The sequence below is a fragment of the Tunturiibacter gelidiferens genome (assembly GCF_013410115.1).
GTDB lineage: Bacteria > Acidobacteriota > Terriglobia > Terriglobales > Acidobacteriaceae > Edaphobacter > Edaphobacter gelidiferens.
Genome location: NZ_JACCCV010000003.1, coordinates 67,651 through 85,665 on the forward strand (window position 1 = coordinate 67,651; position 18,015 = coordinate 85,665).

Here is an 18,015-nt window from a genome sequence, read left to right on the forward strand (position 1 = left end):
ATAACCAAGCGAGGAGAGCCATTAGCGATCAATCAGGCGCTCAACAAGACCCGAGAAAAACTCGGTCTTAGTTTGCCGATCTGGATGGGAATCGTGATTGTGTCGATTTTGGTTCTCCTGCTTCGGTTCTTCCTTCTTTCCCTTGCGATCTTTCTCGTCATCACCGGCGCTTGCTGGTTGATCGTTCGTAAACACCCAAAGATGTTCCAACTGTGGGGCCTCAGCTTCACCCAAAAGAGCTACTATGACCCACGCAAACGCTAACAAGTGGTTTACCGAAGCCAAGGCTGCGAACAGTATCGTCCCAATCGCCCGCTTCGTCAGCCCAACCGTGTTCGCCATGAAAGCGGGCGGCTACGGATGCATGTTTTCGCTATCCGGCGTGGACGAAGAGGGACTAACCGACCAGGAGCTAGACGCGAAGGTAAGAGCAGTAGAAGGCGGCTTGCGCGGCCTCTCGGAAGGGGCCTGCCTGTATCAATATATGCGGGTCACTTCTGGATTTGATCTTCCCCGCCAGGCGACCTATGCCGATCCCATCACTCAAACCTTTGTAGACAACCGTCTATCGTTTCTCGCAGACACGGCCCACTTCCGGCGGATTGACTTGCATTGGTGCCTGACCTTCGAGCCGCAGCTAGTTAATCCACTCGCTGCGAAGCCTAAAGACCAGGCAAGCGAGAACTCAAGGCTTCTCGCGGGCCTGCAAAAGGCCGCTACGATACTCGAAACACATCTGCACCCCCACATCGGCCTTACGCTGCTCCCAAAAGAAAAGACGTTCCAATTCTTTGCCCAACTCTTCAACCTTGAAGACTGGGCCGGACGGACACATCTGGTATCGGATCTAGGGGTGGACCAGCAGATAGTCCATAGCCCGGTTTCGTGGGAAGCCGATCACCTGCGCGTTGGGAAACGACACGTCCAGATGTTCACGATGACGAATACACCGCTCAGTTCGCAACCGTGCCTTTTCAGCAATATTACAAATCTGTCCTGCGACTCGGTCCTATGCACAACATGGAGGCCAAAATCCACCGCTTCAGTGCGAAAGGAGATTGGAGCGCAAGAGAAGTGGCTCGACTTTTTCAAGGTCGGAATCTTCCAGCGCCTTATGGCAGGAAGAAATTTTGCCTCGCTCAACACAGGAGCGGGGGCACGAGCAGCCTCTGAGGGTGTCGATGACCTGGGCGCGGTCGTAACCGACCTCAATAAAAAAGCCCAGGGCGAATACACGGCGCGGCTGCTTCTCTCAGCTCGCAGCGCCGAGGCGCTACGAGACAGTACGCCGATGGTTCATCGAATTTTCGTTGACTCTCAGGCCGCCATCATCGAGGAGACCCTTGGCAATCTGTCCGCGTTCTACGCGATGTTTCCCGGAAACAATAAATTCAGCGTCTTCCCCCTATGGCTTGGGGAAGATCACCATGCTCGCCTCTCACCCGTATTCGCTCCCCACCTTGGACACCCTACCTCTGAGGATCTAGACGGCGAATATCTCAACATCCTCGAGACACGGCAAGGCACACCATTCTTTCAGGACGTGTATGTGGACGGGGTACGAGTCATGCTCATCATTGGGCCACCCGGCACCGGAAAATCCGTACATGCCAATCAAATGCTCGGCCTGGAGCGGAAGTACAACGGATTTACCTACATCTTCGATATCGGCAACAGCTACGAAAGCATGGTCGAACTCCACGGCGGAAAGGTCGATCGCATCGGTTTGAATGGCCCTCGCGTCAACCCGTTTGCTCTTGAGCCAACAGATAAGAATCTCAAATTTCTCTTCAACTTCATCAAGTTGCTTTTGACCAATGGAGGGGCAACGATCACGCCAGAGGACGAAGACGCGGTTTTCAAGGAGGTACAGGGCATGTATCTACTGGACCGCAAGAACAGACGCCTTTCCAATCTCCTGCTGCCAAAACACATCAATCGCTATCTGGCAAAGTGGGTTGGTGCTGGCGTTTACAACGCCATCTTTGACAACGTGGAAGACTCCCTCAGCCTCTCGCGTATCCAGTGCTGGGACTTCGCGGGAGTGGCTAAAGAGTATCCAGACCTTATCGAGCCTTTGATGGTTTGGTTGCTTCGCCGGATTGACGACGTTGTGTACGATCCAAAAAATCTAGGGGTTCCCAAGCATGTCGTCATCGAGGAGATCTTCTCGAACATGAAGAATAAGCAGCTCCTGGAAGGCGCTCTGGCCAGCATCAAGCAGGTCCGCAAGAACCTTGGCGGCGTCACGATGATTGGACAGTCGGCAAACGACCTTGGCGAGAATGCGGACAGCATCGTCAACTCGTGCACCACAATTCTGTTACTCCCGGACGCGACGTTCAACCGGGAGGTCTACGGGAAGCTTTTTAAAATGAATGAGCAACAGCTCAACCTCTTCGAGAGTTTAGGAAGACGTGAAGCACTTTGTATGAGGCGGGACGGGCTGACCAAGGTTGTCACTCTCAACCTCGATCCCCGCAGCTATGCAATCTTCTCCACCAAACCTAAAGACAGAGCCAGGCGCGGCAGGCTCATCGGGAAATGGGGCTTGCAGGAAGGCATTACAAAGTTCGTGTCCGGCGAAGACGCCTAAAACCACCCCTTGCGGCTCTGTGATTTGGAGCTGCCTAACATTCGTGTTTTTCAAACCCGCTCAATTCCAGATTTCTACATTTTTAGAGTTCTAGAAAGTCTCCAAAAACCGCACCGCACAGGAGAAACGTAGTGACCAAAACGCTGCCAATCCTTGTAGGCGCCCTGCTCGCAATCAACGCATACGCCTCTCCACCGGCCCCCACAAAGGCCCCTCGCACGGTCCAGATCAGCAACACCGCTGCCCCGCCAATCATTCGCGTGATGCTCAACGAATCAACTCTTTTGGAGTTACCACCCGAGGAGAAAGTAGCAACCGTCTTTGGTGGCAATACCCAGGACTGGATCTTCAGCGCGGGCCACGTAGCCAGCCGCTTTGTCAGCGTCAAGCCAAAAGCCGAGGCTGCGAAGACCAGTACAAACGTCCACATCATCTCAGATCACGGCAACGAATACACCCTTGAGCTGCAAGAGGTCTCCGGAGACCCAAACGCCAGCTTCGATATGACAGTGTTCCTGGTCCCGGCAGACAAAGACGCACAGAAGAAGATGGGCGACGATCCAGTGTTTGTGCCTGTAGCCGAGGTCAAGGAATTGGAAAGGGAAGTGACAGAGGTGAAGTCCAGGGCGGCAACCGAGCACAAAGAAGCTCAGGACGCCCAGGAGAAGTACGCCAGCACCTATCCGGGCAACCTGCATTTTGACTACAGATGGGACCACGGCAAAGCAAAAGCACTCGGCGTAAGGCAGATCTGGGATGACGGCAAATTTACCTATATCCAGGGCAAATTTGAAGAGCCGCCCGTTGTCTACGAGCTGAAGGACAAAAAAGGCTCCCTTATCAACTTCGACTTCGCAAACGGCCTCTACACAGTTCCAAAGCTTCTGCAGAACGGCTATGTTGCGATCGGCAAAGCGAAGGTCGAGTTTCACCGCGAGGTGGCCAACTAATGGAAACCGTACCCGAGCAGCTACAGTCGAAGACGCCAATCAAACGAACCATGCCTATCGTCCTTGCTCTTTTGGGCGTGGTGATCCTAATCGGAATCTCAACCGCCTACAACGCTCTGACCAGCGGCAGCCGCAAGAGAGAAGCTACAAAGAGCGCGCTGGCGACAAGGCCGGCGACAGCCGACCCACAGCAGGTAACAGGGTTTGAGAACCAACAAGCCCTACTTGCCAAGAATGACGCCGAGCAGAAGCAAATTCAAGCAGCCATCGCCGCTCTGAAGGCTCAGGATCAGGGTATCCCTGCCCCGGAGTCGGATTCCTCTATGCCTATGACTCCGGCACAGAGCGCCGCGATCTACGGCGCCAGCGCAAACGCACCCCGTCAGACCTCCGGTGTCTCGGAGGCCCAGGCCCAGGCGAAACAGAAGGCAGCGGAACGGGAAAAGAAAAGGTTGGACGCGCTCAATAGTGATGCTTTGGCAGTCGATTTTCAACCGCACGCAACCGAGCACCAGTCAGCCGAAACGCCCAGCAGCTCCGGGCCAAGCACTGTCGCCAATCAAACGATCAATGACATTGCGGACAACCACGAGGAAGCCGCCCCAAAAGCTGACTCCAAAGACAAAGAACACCCAATGGCCGCTTACGAGTTCGATCAATACGGAGGGAAGTTGTATCGCGTCTTTGAGGGAACGGTGCTTGAAGGGGTTGTCAGCAACCACGTAGACGGCGGCATGGCCGGGCCTGTCCTGATTATGTTGACCACCGACTACTACTCCCACGATCATCAGCAACTTTTGCTACCACAAGGTACGAGGCTGATTGGGTCCGTACAGGCCGTCAACAACTCACAGCAACACAAGATGGCAGTGATCTTCCACCGTGCCGTCTGCCCGGATGGATTCTCACTTGACCTCGACAAATACGCAGGTCTTGACCAAATCGGAACCACAGGACTTGCAACCAAGGTTGACCACGGCTATCTCATGGCATTCGCCGCCGCCGCCGCAGTCGGGGGCCTGGGAGGACTCGCGCAGATCGGCAACGACGGCAACGCCTTAACAACGAGTAGCCAACTCCGCAACGGTCTCTCCTCGCAAACCAGCCAGGAGGGCGTACAGGTACTTGATCGTTTTCTCAACCGGCTACCGATTATCACGCTCAAAGAGGGTTCCCGAGCGCGTGTTTATATCGGCAAAGACATACTCATCCCCTCCTACGCGAACCACAGCGTCAACCCAACACTGTAAGGAGATCTCTATATGAGAAAAGAAGCATACACCGCAAGATGGCTAGCGCTTGCCGGTGGGCTACTCGCCTTTGCAAGCGCCATGCCTGCAAACGCTCAATTCGGTGGTGTCGTCCTCGACCCCACACAGTCAGCCCACGCCGTTATTCAAATCTCGAATGAAGGCAAAGCACTTGTGAACCAAGCAACGAGCATAGCTCAGGGTTCGCAAGCCAACCTAACTCTTTCACAACAGCTCATCCAGGATATCCAGATGGCCGGGACTGCGCTGAAGATTTACAACCAGTCAATAACGACCTACAACACGATCTTTAACAACCTCAAGTATTTCAACTCCAAGCAAATTTGGAGAACAGCCGAGAACGCGCTTATGGCCTCCTCCGTACAGAATCAGTACGGTGAAACCAGCGGTCTTCAGGCGCAACTAAACGGGCAGGGCCAGAACGCAAGTACGGTCTGGAAACTCATGAATCTCGCGGTGTCTGGTACATCGTCGAGTTTCTGGGGCAATCAGATCGTCGGGGCCAGTGACCGACTATCTACCCTCGCCCACATCGAGGCAATGGATGCCGCCTCGACCCAATGCCTGGCCGCAGTCGGAGCCTATAACCAGAGCAGGACAACCAACCTCGCTCCAAATACCGCTCTCGACACTTCCATTTACGACACCACTACCGCAACAAACAGTGAGGTGGAACAACTCAACCTCCTCAATGTTGCAGGCTCACAGCGGATGCAAGAGCAAAAGGCCCAAGGCCAGTTGCAAGCATGCATCGCAGCACAGAACGCTGTCAGCAACATGGACAAGCGGAATGCAGCTTCGCTCACGATCAATGATGCCGCGTACAAGTTGACCCAGCAGTCGAGCAATCCGACGTATGCGGGCAACGAATCGACCACCTGGACGACGTACTTCTAGAGATTGTGCCCTTATGCCAAAAGTACACACCATTCTCGCGGCGCTGGTAGGCTTCAGCGCCGTACTTTTCAGAATCATTACCCAGCAAAGCGAGTGTGACCCATATGAATCCCGGATCGATCGACTGGCTAGCTCAATTCTCGCAAAGCATCACCAATCTGACGCTAAACAACGGTGGGGCTTTGTCCAACTTTGGCATGATCTTTCTCACCTTCATCGCTACGATGATGCTCTTCGGGATTGCGGTTCGCATGTCGCCCTGGTCCGCACACTTCGGTGGATACCGCTCCGTCAGCCTGGATGAGCTGAAAGTCTTCCTGTTCCGTTTCCTCTTCTGCCTGGTCATCGAACACTACTGGGTCAACAACCTTCCCGGCGCAAGCTTTGGATTCAATCGCATGTTTTCTTACATGGCGGCTGCCATCTCGCAGATTCTTGACCAAAACTCTCTCAACCAACTCACGACTCTTTTCAACACAGCCGGGCAAAACACCCCCATGCCGACCGTCTTTGCCCCTACTGAGGTCATCTGCTATTTCTTTGTGACGGGATTCCTCGGAATGGCGTCCGGTGTGCTCTTTCTGGTCAACTGCAGCTCGTTCATCTTCTATGCAATCGCGGCGCTCTTCGGGCCGCTCCTCATCCCGCTTTACCTCACGGAAACCTTTCGCGGCAAATTCATTCATTTCATCGAAACCCTCGCCAGTTTAGCGATGATTCGCGCCGTTGCCGCCGCGTTCATCTACGTCTGGACACAGTTCCTTGTAGGGTTCATCAACCAGACATTCCAGGGGCAGTACACCATCGCCAATTGGATTGCCAACCTCATCCCCTTCCTAACGATCTTTGTAGCCTTCATTGCAAACATGCTCCTTGTCCCTACGATCACCCAAATGATCTTCGGTGGCGGTGCGGGATCAGCAGGGAAGGTCGGAGAGATCGCTGAGCGTGCCGCTCTCATGGGAATGATGTAGCCGCCGACTGAACAGAAAGGCACCCCAAAATGTTAGCTCTGATGCTCATCTACCGACGTATACCGCGAGTCCTGCGAATGCTGGTGCCCATCATTCTTGCGCTCTACTTCTTCGCAACCATTATCCGCGTCTCCAAAGCAGTTCATTTAATAGAAATGAGGCGAACCCATGCCCACCCAACCAGCACACCCTACTAGCCCTCCCAGCGAACGGCTAATCACACGCGTAGCTATCCGAACGCTATCCGGTCTTGTCCTTCTGATAGCTGCCATTCTTCTCGGGCTTGTGTTCGTCACAGGCATTATCCATATCGGCGCAGCAGTTCATTCCAAAGAAACGAGGCATACACATGGCCACCCAAACAGCACACCTCGCTAGTGCTCTCACTCCACAGCAACACATACAAGCAGACGAGGTTGCAAACCAAGTCTACGCCGCACACTACAGTGAACGGCGAACAGCCCGAATAGCGATCGGCACACTCACCCTTCTTTCCCTTGTGCTCACCGGGGCCGTTGTCCTCATAGCGAACCGGCCCGCACTCACCCGCTATGTCCGGATAGACGATGCAGGACGCGCACAAGCCATTCAGTACAGCGATTTGAACTACAGCCCACGCGAGGGCGAGATACGCACCTACATCACAGACTGGCTCAACTACAGGCACACCATCAATCGGGAAACCATCGCAAAGAAGTACCCGATGAACTACTACTTCCTGTCGTCACAACTCGCTTCGCAACTTATCAACGACGACAACAATAACCACCTCAGCAGCCAGGTGTTGGCCGGACAGATGGAGCAAAGCGACGTTCAGGTCAACAACGTGACTATTACCTCGATGACACAGGAGCGCATCGCTAACGCAATCGTCTCTCGCGGCACAGCGTTGATTAATTTCGACAAGATCTATTCGTCCCGGAACTCTCAAAAGCCCCGCACTGAGCATTGGATCTCCTCGATCACCTACTACGTCAATCCCGCCCAGGTGAGCGATCACGCCAAGACCAACCCGCAATACGAAACCATCAATCCGCTAGGCGTCACCATCACAGAGTTTCACGAGAACCGCGTCTCCGTCGATCAGACACCGGAGGGTTCGACGTATCACTCAGAGGCCAAGCCATGAGCGTAGAGAGCGGATGGGAGAAGGTTCTACCGTTCTTCGAAGATGATTTGCAAGCACTCATCCTCGATCCGACCATTAGCGACCTTATGATTAACGGAACGACCGGGGTGTATGCCGACCGTGACGGTGTTGTTGTGAATATCCCGCTCACGAATAACTACAGCGTGGAGAGACTGGAAGCTGCAATTCAGCGTGTCGCCCGCGTGATGGGCCAAGACCTGACCTTGCAGAACCCAATCCTTAATACCCGGATGCCGGATGGTTCACGTGTAGCCGTTGTCGGCGCACCCTCCGCTATCGGTGGACCCACTCTCACCATTCGTAAGTTCAACCGCTGGTACTCCACTGACGAGCTAATTGACAGCGGCAGTATGCCAGCCACGGTACGCGATCATGTTGTGTCCTTCCTGATGAAGAAGAAGAACGGCATCATCGCCGGTGGAACCGGGTCGGGCAAAACAACGCTGATGAAAGCAATTCTCGACCACGTACCTATAACCGACCGTCTTATTGTGATTGAGCAGGTTGCCGAGCTGCGCATCCTACAGCCCAACGCCGTTCGTTGGGAGGCTGTCGATGCAATCCCCGGACAGGTTGCAATCACACCAAGCGCATTGCTTGCGGCGGCTCTCCGTCATCGTCCAGACCGGATTATCTTCGGAGAAATACGCGACGAGTGCGCGAACGATCTACTGCAAGCCATGAATACCGGACACGGTGGGACACTCACCACCTTGCACGCTAAATCGGCGTGGGATGCACTCAGCAGGCTTTCTAATCTCGCGTTGAGTGCCCGTCCCAATATCAACCACAGTTTTATTCGTTCTGAAACCGCAGAGGCAATTGATTTCGTTCTGTACTGCGAACGAGAGCAGAACGGACAGCGGCGCGTGCGTGAGTTGATTAAAGTGACCGGCTACGACTTCGCTACACAAGCGTTTCTCACGGAAGACCTTTACCGTGCCGAAAGCACTCCCACAACTATCCAGTGACGTTGATCCCCGCAGAGCGACGACGCCCACTTAACCAGCCACGACCCACAACCCGAAAGTACCCAGGAGGAACGAGAAGATGCCACTGCTAGAGATCAAAGCCACGAAGAAAGTCACCGCCATCTGCTCACTTGAAGAGTCAACCGCACTTCTCGTAGATCAGTACGCAGCCTTTGCCAAAGCCCCTGCCGATGAGGTGGTGAATAAGGCTATCGAGTACGTCTGTGGCAAGGATTCCGAGTTCCAGAAGTACCGCGTACAGAACCCCAAGCCAGTCTCATCCCTTCGCATCAAGAGGTCAGCGACGGTTGCCACTGGTGCTCGCCGTGGACCTAAGCCTGGCTCTGCTTCTTCGATAGCCGCAGACTAGCAGCTCGGCAGTTCTTTGTTCTTGTTTTACGCATTAGTTTTCCCGTTCTCTGACTGACAGAAAGAAGTTGGTTGGTTTTGAAATAGGTGGTTGTCCTGGTAGAGCAGAGGTTGTTTCGGGAAATGTGCTTCGCACATGGAGATTATTTACACTCCACCCCTTCTAGGGTGGTGTGTAAGCCGGAAAAGTTCACTGTAGTGAACTCGCTCCGTTACAGCCAGATACGCGCGAAGCGTTCACGCTGGTGAACGCAGGTTCACCAGCGTGAACGGCTTATTTCAAGGGTTGGAGAGGGGGCGACATGGCTGAAGAAATGGGCTTTGGGAGGCGGGCGATGAGGCGCAAGAGTGGTACTCACAGAGCCAAAACAATAGGTGCCCGGATTAGCGGAGATGAGGAACGTGAGCTGATCGAGGCAGCGGACCGGACTGGAAAAAGCGTGAGTGAATGGGCTCGCGAAGTGCTTTTGCGTGAAGCCCGAAAGACCGAACGCGACCCGGTTTTCACCGAGATTGTAGCGACACGCATGCTGCTCAATCTCGTTCTGAAACACATTGCGTGTGGCGAACATTTGACTGAAAAGATGTTCTCCGACGTACTCACAACAGTGCGGACAACGAAGCACAAACAAGCGCTCGACATGATGCAGCAGTACACATCGACGGATAAAAAGGAGAGCTAACGATGGCGCAACAATGGGGACGCAAAGAGACGGTGATCTGGCCGCCGCAAGTACCGATCTACACCTACGGAACGCTGATTCTCGCGTTGCCGATTGTGCTCACGCTGCTTGCCAGCATGTACATGATGAAGCCATTCCTGGCACGCAATTACACCGGTTCGTTCATCAAATCGACAGCCGGTTCCGCGTTCAAGATGCATAACTCCTACTGGCTGATTTATCTCGGGGGAGGGAAACGACTCCCTCGCGTGGCCGTGCCGGCCGATTTTGTTCCGGGTACGATGATGCTCCCGGACGGCAAGGAGATCGGAGTTGCCCTCTCACCCGCCGCCAAGGTGCAGGGTTACACGACTCTCTTCCGTGGAGCGGCGCGTAAGTTCGAAGATGCGACCTTCCACCTGTGGCTCCAATCCGCCATCTTCGGCGGCGACGATCTACTCGGCAGCTACGGACCGGCTCTCATCGAGGCAAGTTGTGTCCTGGTCTTTATGCTTTGCTTTGCCGTGCCTTGGGACTTCAAACGCGGCAAGCAGATGAAGTACGGAAGGCTTCTCCGGGGTCCGGTCATGCAAACCCCAAAGGAATTCAACAAGGAGTTGCGAGGGGCCGGGCTTGGCCTTGTCACTAGTGACAAAGGCGCAACCATCCGGCTCCCATTGCGGGCCGAGCCGAAGCATATGTGGATCATGGGAGACACAGGCGTCGGCAAATCGACCTTGATGAAACAGCTTCTGGAGCAGATCGAAGACCGGGGAGATTCTGCCATTGTCTATGATCCGGCAGCCGAGTTTGTGCAGCACTTCTACCGCGAAGATCGCGGCGACTACATCCTGAATCCCTTCGATGCGCGGTCCCCGTACTGGACTCCTTCGAGCGAGCTGCGCAACCCTGCCGAGGCGAGAACCATCGCCGAGTCCCTTTACCAGCCCACCAACAGCAAGAAGGGTGAGTTTTTTACGGAGACCCCGCAAAAGGTCTTTGCTCACCTGATGAAATACAGGCCGACGCCGCAGGAGTTGGTCGAATGGATGTCGAATCCAGCGGAGATCGACAGGAGGGTTGAGGGCACGGAAATCGCTGCGATGATCGCCAAGGATGCCCCCGACCAGAGGAACGGTGTCCTTGGTTCGTTAGGGCTCATCGCGGACAGTCTGAGGCTCCTCAAGACCAAGGAACAGTCGAACGGACAGGAGTGGAGCGCCACGGAGTGGGCAGAAAAACGCGAGGGATGGATCTTTTTGACTGGAACCGAAGAGGCTCACCAAAATGCGTTGCGTCCGCTGCAATCGCTTTGGATCGACTTGCTTGTCCTTCGGCTTCTGGCCGAGCCGAAGCCGGGCCAAAGAAGAGCATGGTTTGTGCTTGACGAGTTAGCTACATTACAGCGCTTGCCGCTGTTTCATGCGGCTCTTACCAAGGGCCGGAAGAGCAACAACCCGATCATCTTCGGTTTCCAAGGCAAGGCTCAGCTTGAGGAAACTTACGGCAAAATCACCGAGGTGATGCTCTCCATGCCCACCACAAAGGTCATTATGAAAACCTCCGAGCCGGAGGCTGCCCGCTGGGCCTCCGACCTCATCGGTGAGGTCGAGATCGAGCGGGTTCGTGAGACGAAGGCCGACGGCAAGAGAGCAGGGAAGAGCTTTACCTTGGATCGCCAGATTGAGCCTTTGGTCATGAAATCCGAGATCGAAGGTCTCGAAGACCTGCACGCCTTCATGAAGTTAGGGAACTACGTGACTCGGTTCCCGTTTCGCATCAGCCAACGGGAAAAGATCGCGCCTGCCATCGTCAGCCGCGACATTCCCGAAGAGGACATGTGGCTTCGTTCCTTACCTCCAGAGCCGCCGACTCCAGAAGTGGCGACGCCGGAGCCGGAAGCACCTCTCGCACCCGCCGCGGCTAGTCAACCAGTGCCCGCAGCAGCGGCGGCAGAAGAAGCCACGCCTGCCGCAGGCCCACACCTCGTTGCACCCCAAGCGAAGGTCGCACAGATCCCCATGTTCGAAAAGGGGCTGTCTCAAGACGCTATCTCCGGTGGGATGTAAACAATTTAGGAGCTATCCGTGCTGAACATCCCCAAGCCTCTCAGTGCTGGCAAAGCGCAAACCTATCACAAGCTCGAGTTCACTTCTGAGGCCTCGAATTACTACAAACAGGGCGACACCGTTCAGGGCGAATGGCAGGGCCAACTTGCCGCCAAGATGGGGCTGAGCGGCACAGTCACAGCCGAGGAGTTCGCTCGGCTGACCGAGGGCCGACATCCCCAGACGGACGAGCAGATGGTGAAGCATCGCGAAGGAAAGGAGTACAAGAATGCCGATGGCTCGATTACCAAGCCGGTCGAACACCGGGCCGCGTGGGACGCTACGTTCTCGGCTCCAAAATCCGTCTCGCTCACCGCTCTGGTCGGTGGCGATGATCGGGTGAGACAGGCCCACGGCGAGGCCGTCACGGTGGCGCTAACGGAGCTTGAGCAGTACACCCAAGCGCGGATCGGCGGTAACAATCCAGCCGAGACGACCGGCAAGTTTGTTGCCGCGAAGTTCGAGCATGACACCGCCCGTCCGGTCGACGGCTACGCCGCGCCCCAGCTCCACACCCACGTCGTCATCTTCAACGTTACGGAGCGCGAGGACGGTAGCACCCGCGCCCTCCAGTCGCTAAGTTTCTTCGAAACCCAAAACTATGCGACGGCGGTGTATCAGTCCGTCTTGACCTACAAATTGCGCGACTTGGGGTACGAGATCGAGGCGGGCCGCAGTGGTGCGCCCGAGATCAAGGGCTACTCCCAGGAGTATCTTGACGCATCGAGCCCACGCAACCAGTTGATTAGAGAAAATCTCGCCAAGTCCGGTCACAGCGGAGCCGAGGCCGCACAGATCGCGGCTCTTGCAACTCGCGACAAAAAGCAGATTCTCGCGCCGGAGCAGGTGCTCGCTGCACACCGGGAGATCGCAGAATCGTTCGGGAATGAGGCGGCTACCGTGGTCGCAGAGGCACGCACACGGGCAGAACGCCAAGAACGAAAACCGGACAGTCTTGTCACGAAAGCGAAGGAGGCCGTCACCTATGCGCGGAGCAGCAATTTCGAACGCGAGGCCGTGGTTGACGAGCGTATGCTCATGCGCGATGCCCTCCGGCATGGCATGGGTGAGACGACCTTCGACCAGGTACGGGCTGAGTTTGATGCCCGTCACAAGCAAGGAGACTTCCAGCAACTCAAGGGCGGAAAGCACGACAGTGGACGGAGCTTCACCACGCCGGAGACGATTGCCAACGAGCGTGCGAACGTGGCGCATGTCATCAGTGGACAACAAACCGTTGAACCGATGATGTCCGAAGATCGAGCCGCAGCGCATTCATCGAAGATGACATCATTCAACTCTGCGCAGAGGACCGTGATCCAGGAGGTTCTTTCCTCGTCCGATCGCATCCACGGACTTCAGGGACTCGCCGGGACCGGGAAGACAACTGTCCTTCAAAGCATTCGCGATGGAGCCGAAAAGAGCGGCTATGCCGTCGAGGGCTTCGCTCCCACGTCGCGGGCCGCAGGCCAGCTCCGCGACGCCGGGATCAGCGCCACGACGCTCCAGAGCTTCCTTGCGCGAGGCAGCCAGGGCCAGACGGCGGGCGATCCTGCCAGCCGACATCTCTATCTGCTCGACGAATCCAGCCTTACGAGCACAACGCAGATGCGTTCCTTCCTGGAGAAGATCCAACCCCAAGACCGAGTGCTCTTGATCGGGGACACCCGGCAGCATCAAGGTGTGGATGCGGGTCGCCCGTTTCAGCAGATGCAGGAGGCCGGGATGCGGACCTCACAGCTAGACCAAATTGTCCGCCAAAGGAACAACCCCGAGTTACTTGAAGCCGTGCAACTTCTCGCGACGGGTAAGACAGTTGAAGGCGTCCAAATGCTACGGGACCAAGGGCGCGTAAGCGAAGTGAAGGACGCGAAAGAACGCATCAATGCCATCGCGAGTGATTACGTCGCGAAGCCCGAGCACACCATAATTGTGTCCCCTGATAACCGGAGCCGCCAGCTCATCAACCAAGCGATTCGCGTGGAATTGCATCACAATGGCACCCTCGCAAGCGATGACAGGGAGTTCCGTACACTCTCCCAGCGCTCGGATATGACCGGCGCGGATCGGGAGTGGGCGGCGCGTTACCAAGTCGGCGACATCGTCGAATACAACACCGGCAGTAAGGCTCTCCAACTCAAGCGCGGCGCGACGGCAACCGTCATCTGGGCGGATGGCCGGAGCAACACCCTCACTCTCATGCGCGAAGACGGGCAGACAGTGACCTACGATCCAACCAGGCTGAAAGGGGTGAACGTCTACCGAGAGGTCACTCGTGAGTTCGCGACGGGTGATCGAATCCAGTTCACAGCCAACAACAAAGACCTCGGAATTAGTAATCGTGACCTCGCCACGATCCAAAATCTCCAGGACGGACAGATCACCGTCCGAATGGATGGTAAAGAAGCCCGCACCGTCTCCTTCGATCCCACCCAGGTGCGAACCTTCGATCACGGCTACGCCGTGACCTCACACAGCTCCCAGGGGCTCACCGAGCGCCGCGTCATCGCCAATATCGACACGGATTCGTCACGTACGCTCATCAACACCCGGCTCGCCTATGTTGCTGTCTCGCGGGCGTCGGACGACGCGAGGATCTACACGAACGATGCCGAAACACTCGGCTCGCGGCTGGCGAACGAAGTGAACAAGACCGCCGCGCTCGACTTCGCCCCAGCCAAACAGCAGGCCGCGTCGGCCAGCTCCGCACCGACAATCAACCAATATGCAAATCGAGATCACCGTCTCGCCGCCGTCGCGCAGGCCTACGCCGAACGACCGGAGAGTACGGTCGTCGTCGCTCGTGACCCGGCGGAACGAGGCGAACTCAATCGGCTTATTCGCTCTGACCTCCAGAGACAGGGGCAGGTCTCCCCAGATAGCAGCTCCGTCACGGTCTTTGTCGAGCAGCCCGTCAGCAATCGTAAGCTCGCCTCGCAATACACACCCGGCGATCTCATCCAGTACCGGCATGGGAGCCCAAAGATCGACGGTATCCCCCATAACAGCATCGCGACCGTCTTGTCAGTCGATGCACGGACCAACAGTCTAACCGTTCAGACAGCTAGCGGAGACGAGTCCACATACAGTCCGCATCTCTCGAAGACCATGACGGCAGAGAGCGTCGTCTATCGTCAGGAGCAACGCGAAATCGCCGCAGGCGATCGCATTCAGTTCACCCGCGCCGACTCCGATCGCAACATCCGCAAAGGAGAGCTGGGAATCATAACCGGCATCAATGACGCAAAGGCCTTGGATATCCGGATGGATACAGGATCAGTCGTGCAGCTAGGTGGCGATCAAACCCGCCACCTAGATCATGGCTATGCGGTCGACAGGATCAAGGTGGGTTCTCCCGAGCGCATTCTTTTCACACAGGACGCAACAGCCAACGGGCGCGAGATCGCTTCGCTCTCACGCAACGGAAGAGAGGTCAATATCTACACCTCCGATGGATCTACAACGCATAACCAGGAGCAGTCACAGCCAGTTCAAAACCAGATGACGCAATCGCCCACCGGACTTCCACAACAACCACAGCTCGACTCCCCAGCCGTCGCTAACATCCAGCAACCTGCCCCAACCGTCGCCAACATCCCGCAGCCGACTACTCCCGAGATCAGGATTCGGATGGGGCGATAACGACGACGCTCCACTGCATGATTCAATAGCCCTAAGCGAAAGGATTCTCCCCCCTATGAGCTTCACCTCGTTCCGCTCGCACTCCCTCCGTGTCCTCACCGTCACGGCCGCCGCCGCAACCCTCTCCGTTAGCGCCTTCGCCGCACCCAATAGCCGTGCGATGCGTGAGGCCCTGGTCGCCGACTATCCCCTCACACAGGTTGGCCAGGTCATGTTTAAGACCGACTACACCCGGATCACCAAGCCCGGTGTCATCCTTGCAGTCCGTCTTCCCGGCATCTACGCCGACGTAGCGAACACCCAGAATGCAATCGTGAACACGAACTACGCCAATGGGCAGATCACCCAGGCAACAGGTTTCGCCGCGGCCTTCGGCGGCAGCACCGCCCAATCGCGCACTTTGAATCCTAACGAGAAGGTCTATGTCACGGATATCCTCGTAAAGCGTGACGCTGTGCAGATTGAATTGCTCACCGTCGATGTGGCCACACTCGGCGACGGTATGAGCACGCGGTATCGAGCCGAGTTGAACGTCAAGCTTCCGGGGCTCGACACCATGACCCCTGATGACGCGAAGAAGATGATTGATAAGGTCATCGCCGACCCAGCAGTCGCTTCAGCGGTCGAGAGTAAAACCGTGAAACTCGGCATGAACCCGGACGAAGTAAAGCAGTCGCTCGGCAACCCAGACAAGATTGTCGACCTCGGAGCCAAGCAGGCCTTCATCTACAAAGACATGAAGATCGTCTTTGTGGATGGAAAGGTCTCTGACGTTCAATAGGAGTCACCACACCAAACGTCCAAAATCGTACGCTTAGGTTTGTTGCGAAAACCTATCGCCTTTAGGAAGCCAATCGCAATACGTATATGCAATGCGAAATACGGGGCTTTCCTGCAAGTGGAGGATCGTTGCAGTAAACCTTCGTTTGCGCAATGGCGTTCCGACGGGGATTGTCTATTCGAGGAGACGAGCATCACGCTCATTCCTGAAAGGGCCATAACCCAAACACTTCGAGCAATGGCTTTTGGTTTCCTAGGATCAGGGTATCTGCAGTTTGAGCAGGAGTGAGATGACCCGGCGGAAGTTTATCCGTGTCCGCAAGAAAAAAGCCGGCCATCGCGAGAACTTTTGTCGCTTGGCGTAAGTCGGCCGATGAGACTTTATCGAGAGTGTCCTCGGCAGAGTGCGCCTGCTCGGAGTATCCCGGTGCTCGTACAAGTGGAGCGATGCCCGGTAATCCCTCCAAGGTGAAAGCATACGCATCTGTCATAAACAGCCATCCTTCGGTCGGAGGTTTTAGCTCAAGCTGGGGAGTCATGTCATTGAAGTGCGTCAGCAGCGGCAACAGCTCGGGGTGACCCGCAGTGGGCAATTGGATGATGGGTCCAGCACCCCAGTCCAGCGCGAACGCTGCAACAATATTGGCCATCTCCGCCGCATGTTGGCGGACATACGCCCGCGACCCAAGCAGCCCCTCTTCTTCTCCGGTAAAGAGAACAAAACGAATTGTGCGCTCAGGATGTAAGCCTGCCTGAATGAGTGCTTGTGCCGCACCCAGAACTGCAGCCGCTCCGAAGCCGTCATCCGTGGCACCTGTCCCAAGATCCCAGGAATCTAGGTGTGCGCCAACCAAAACTATCTCTTTAGGATGAATGACACCCGTGATCTCTCCGACGATATTGTTCGATGGAACTGGCCCGGCTGAAAAGCTGTTTTCTACGTCGATGTTTATTCTCACGGGACGATTGAGCCGTAGTAGATGCTCAATTAACTTCTGCTGTTCGACAGGAAGATCGACCGCTGCGATCAGCTTCGTATCAATGGTCTCCGGCAACGCTACCGCGACCGGTTCCGAGTGAATAATGCCGTTACCGGGCCGTGTATCGTGACGGAGGACGACAACCGCGTGGGCGGCGGTGGCGGCTTGCAGGAGAGGCAAGAGCTGCGAATAGGCGCGCATCGGCTTGTCAGGGTTGGAAGCAATGAGCAGTGCTTTGCCCCTCCAGCTTGCCCCGTGCGTTCGTATGAGTGAGTCGAGATGCTCCGCAACATCATTTGCATTGACGAGTACAACGGGCACCGGACCACTGTGCTGCGGTGTTGATCCACTCCATCCGTAAGCTGCAACCGGAATTGGCATCGCGAAGGGGGTGACAAGCGATGCTCTTGCATACCCACGCTTCCAGGCTCGGGGCAATGTCCAGCTTTCGGGATGCACCTGTTGGAGGCCGATCTCGCGCATATGTGCGAGCACCTGGTTCTCAGCCTTGTGTGCAGCCGCGCTGCCCGATAGCCGAGGGCCGATGCCTTCACAGAGCTCCTCCAACTCAGACATGGGATCGATCTGATCGGCAGTCTTGGAGATAGTATCCAATTGATCCAGCATGGCTGGAGGGACCGCTTGCCCCCACGAGGGACCGCCAA

General features: G+C 56.0%; 14 protein-coding genes. 13 read left to right on the plus strand and 1 reads right to left on the minus strand.

The genetic code is table 11. The features are described 5' to 3' along the window. From HDF12_RS21665 to HDF12_RS21725, 13 genes are all read left to right on the plus strand, one after another. Complete coding sequence (locus HDF12_RS21665; RefSeq protein WP_179587385.1) at positions 1–264, plus strand: VirB3 family type IV secretion system protein; 264 nt, start codon at positions 1–3, stop codon at positions 262–264. Next, positions 245–2,596: a VirB4 family type IV secretion system protein gene (locus HDF12_RS21670; protein ID WP_179587278.1), complete on the plus strand. Its 2,352-nt coding sequence runs from the start codon at positions 245–247 to the stop codon at positions 2,594–2,596. The genes HDF12_RS21665 and HDF12_RS21670 overlap by 20 nt, the downstream gene beginning before the upstream one ends. 131 nt (positions 2,597–2,727) lie before the next feature. Continuing rightward, positions 2,728–3,546, plus strand: a complete 819-nt coding sequence (locus HDF12_RS21675) for a TrbG/VirB9 family P-type conjugative transfer protein (protein WP_179587280.1) — start codon at positions 2,728–2,730, stop codon at positions 3,544–3,546. Further along, positions 3,546–4,796, plus strand: a complete 1,251-nt coding sequence (locus tag HDF12_RS21680) for a TrbI/VirB10 family protein (RefSeq protein ID WP_179587283.1) — start codon at positions 3,546–3,548, stop codon at positions 4,794–4,796. The genes HDF12_RS21675 and HDF12_RS21680 overlap by 1 nt, the downstream gene beginning before the upstream one ends. Before the next feature lie 12 nt (positions 4,797–4,808). Next, positions 4,809–5,714, plus strand: a complete 906-nt coding sequence (locus tag HDF12_RS21685) for a hypothetical protein (protein WP_179587285.1) — start codon at positions 4,809–4,811, stop codon at positions 5,712–5,714. A gap of 104 nt (positions 5,715–5,818) precedes the next feature. Next, positions 5,819–6,688 carry a hypothetical protein gene (locus HDF12_RS21690; protein ID WP_179587287.1) on the plus strand — a complete coding sequence of 290 codons (870 nt, stop codon included), beginning with the start codon at positions 5,819–5,821 and terminating at the stop codon, positions 6,686–6,688. 349 nt (positions 6,689–7,037) lie between these two features. Continuing rightward, positions 7,038–7,817: a VirB8/TrbF family protein gene (locus HDF12_RS21695; RefSeq protein WP_179587289.1), complete on the plus strand. Its 780-nt coding sequence runs from the start codon at positions 7,038–7,040 to the stop codon at positions 7,815–7,817. Then, on the plus strand, positions 7,814–8,809 hold the full coding sequence (locus HDF12_RS21700; protein ID WP_179587291.1) for a TadA family conjugal transfer-associated ATPase: 996 nt from the start codon (positions 7,814–7,816) through the stop codon (positions 8,807–8,809). Before HDF12_RS21695 ends, HDF12_RS21700 begins: the two co-directional genes overlap by 4 nt. A 79-nt stretch (positions 8,810–8,888) precedes the next feature. Beyond that, positions 8,889–9,179, plus strand: a complete 291-nt coding sequence (locus tag HDF12_RS21705; RefSeq protein WP_179587293.1) for a hypothetical protein — start codon at positions 8,889–8,891, stop codon at positions 9,177–9,179. A 301-nt stretch (positions 9,180–9,480) separates the two neighbouring features. Further along, entirely contained in the window at positions 9,481–9,861 is a 381-nt protein-coding gene (locus HDF12_RS21710; protein ID WP_179587295.1) for a plasmid mobilization protein, read from the plus strand. A 2-nt stretch (positions 9,862–9,863) separates the two neighbouring features. Continuing rightward, complete coding sequence (locus tag HDF12_RS21715; RefSeq protein ID WP_179587297.1) at positions 9,864–11,909, plus strand: type IV secretion system DNA-binding domain-containing protein; 2,046 nt, start codon at positions 9,864–9,866, stop codon at positions 11,907–11,909. A gap of 18 nt (positions 11,910–11,927) precedes the next feature. Next, the gene (gene mobF / locus HDF12_RS21720) at positions 11,928–15,590 is read left to right on the plus strand and encodes a MobF family relaxase (RefSeq protein ID WP_179587299.1); all 3,663 of its coding nucleotides are present in this window, start codon (positions 11,928–11,930) and stop codon (positions 15,588–15,590) included. A gap of 55 nt (positions 15,591–15,645) precedes the next feature. Continuing rightward, positions 15,646–16,371: a hypothetical protein gene (locus HDF12_RS21725; protein ID WP_179587301.1), complete on the plus strand. Its 726-nt coding sequence runs from the start codon at positions 15,646–15,648 to the stop codon at positions 16,369–16,371. A gap of 199 nt (positions 16,372–16,570) precedes the next feature. Here HDF12_RS21725 and HDF12_RS21730 read toward each other — a convergent pair whose 3' ends face one another. Next, on the minus strand, positions 16,571–17,671 hold the full coding sequence (locus HDF12_RS21730) for a M28 family metallopeptidase (protein WP_179587303.1): 1,101 nt from the start codon (positions 17,669–17,671) through the stop codon (positions 16,571–16,573). Positions 17,672–18,015 lie beyond the last annotated feature (344 nt).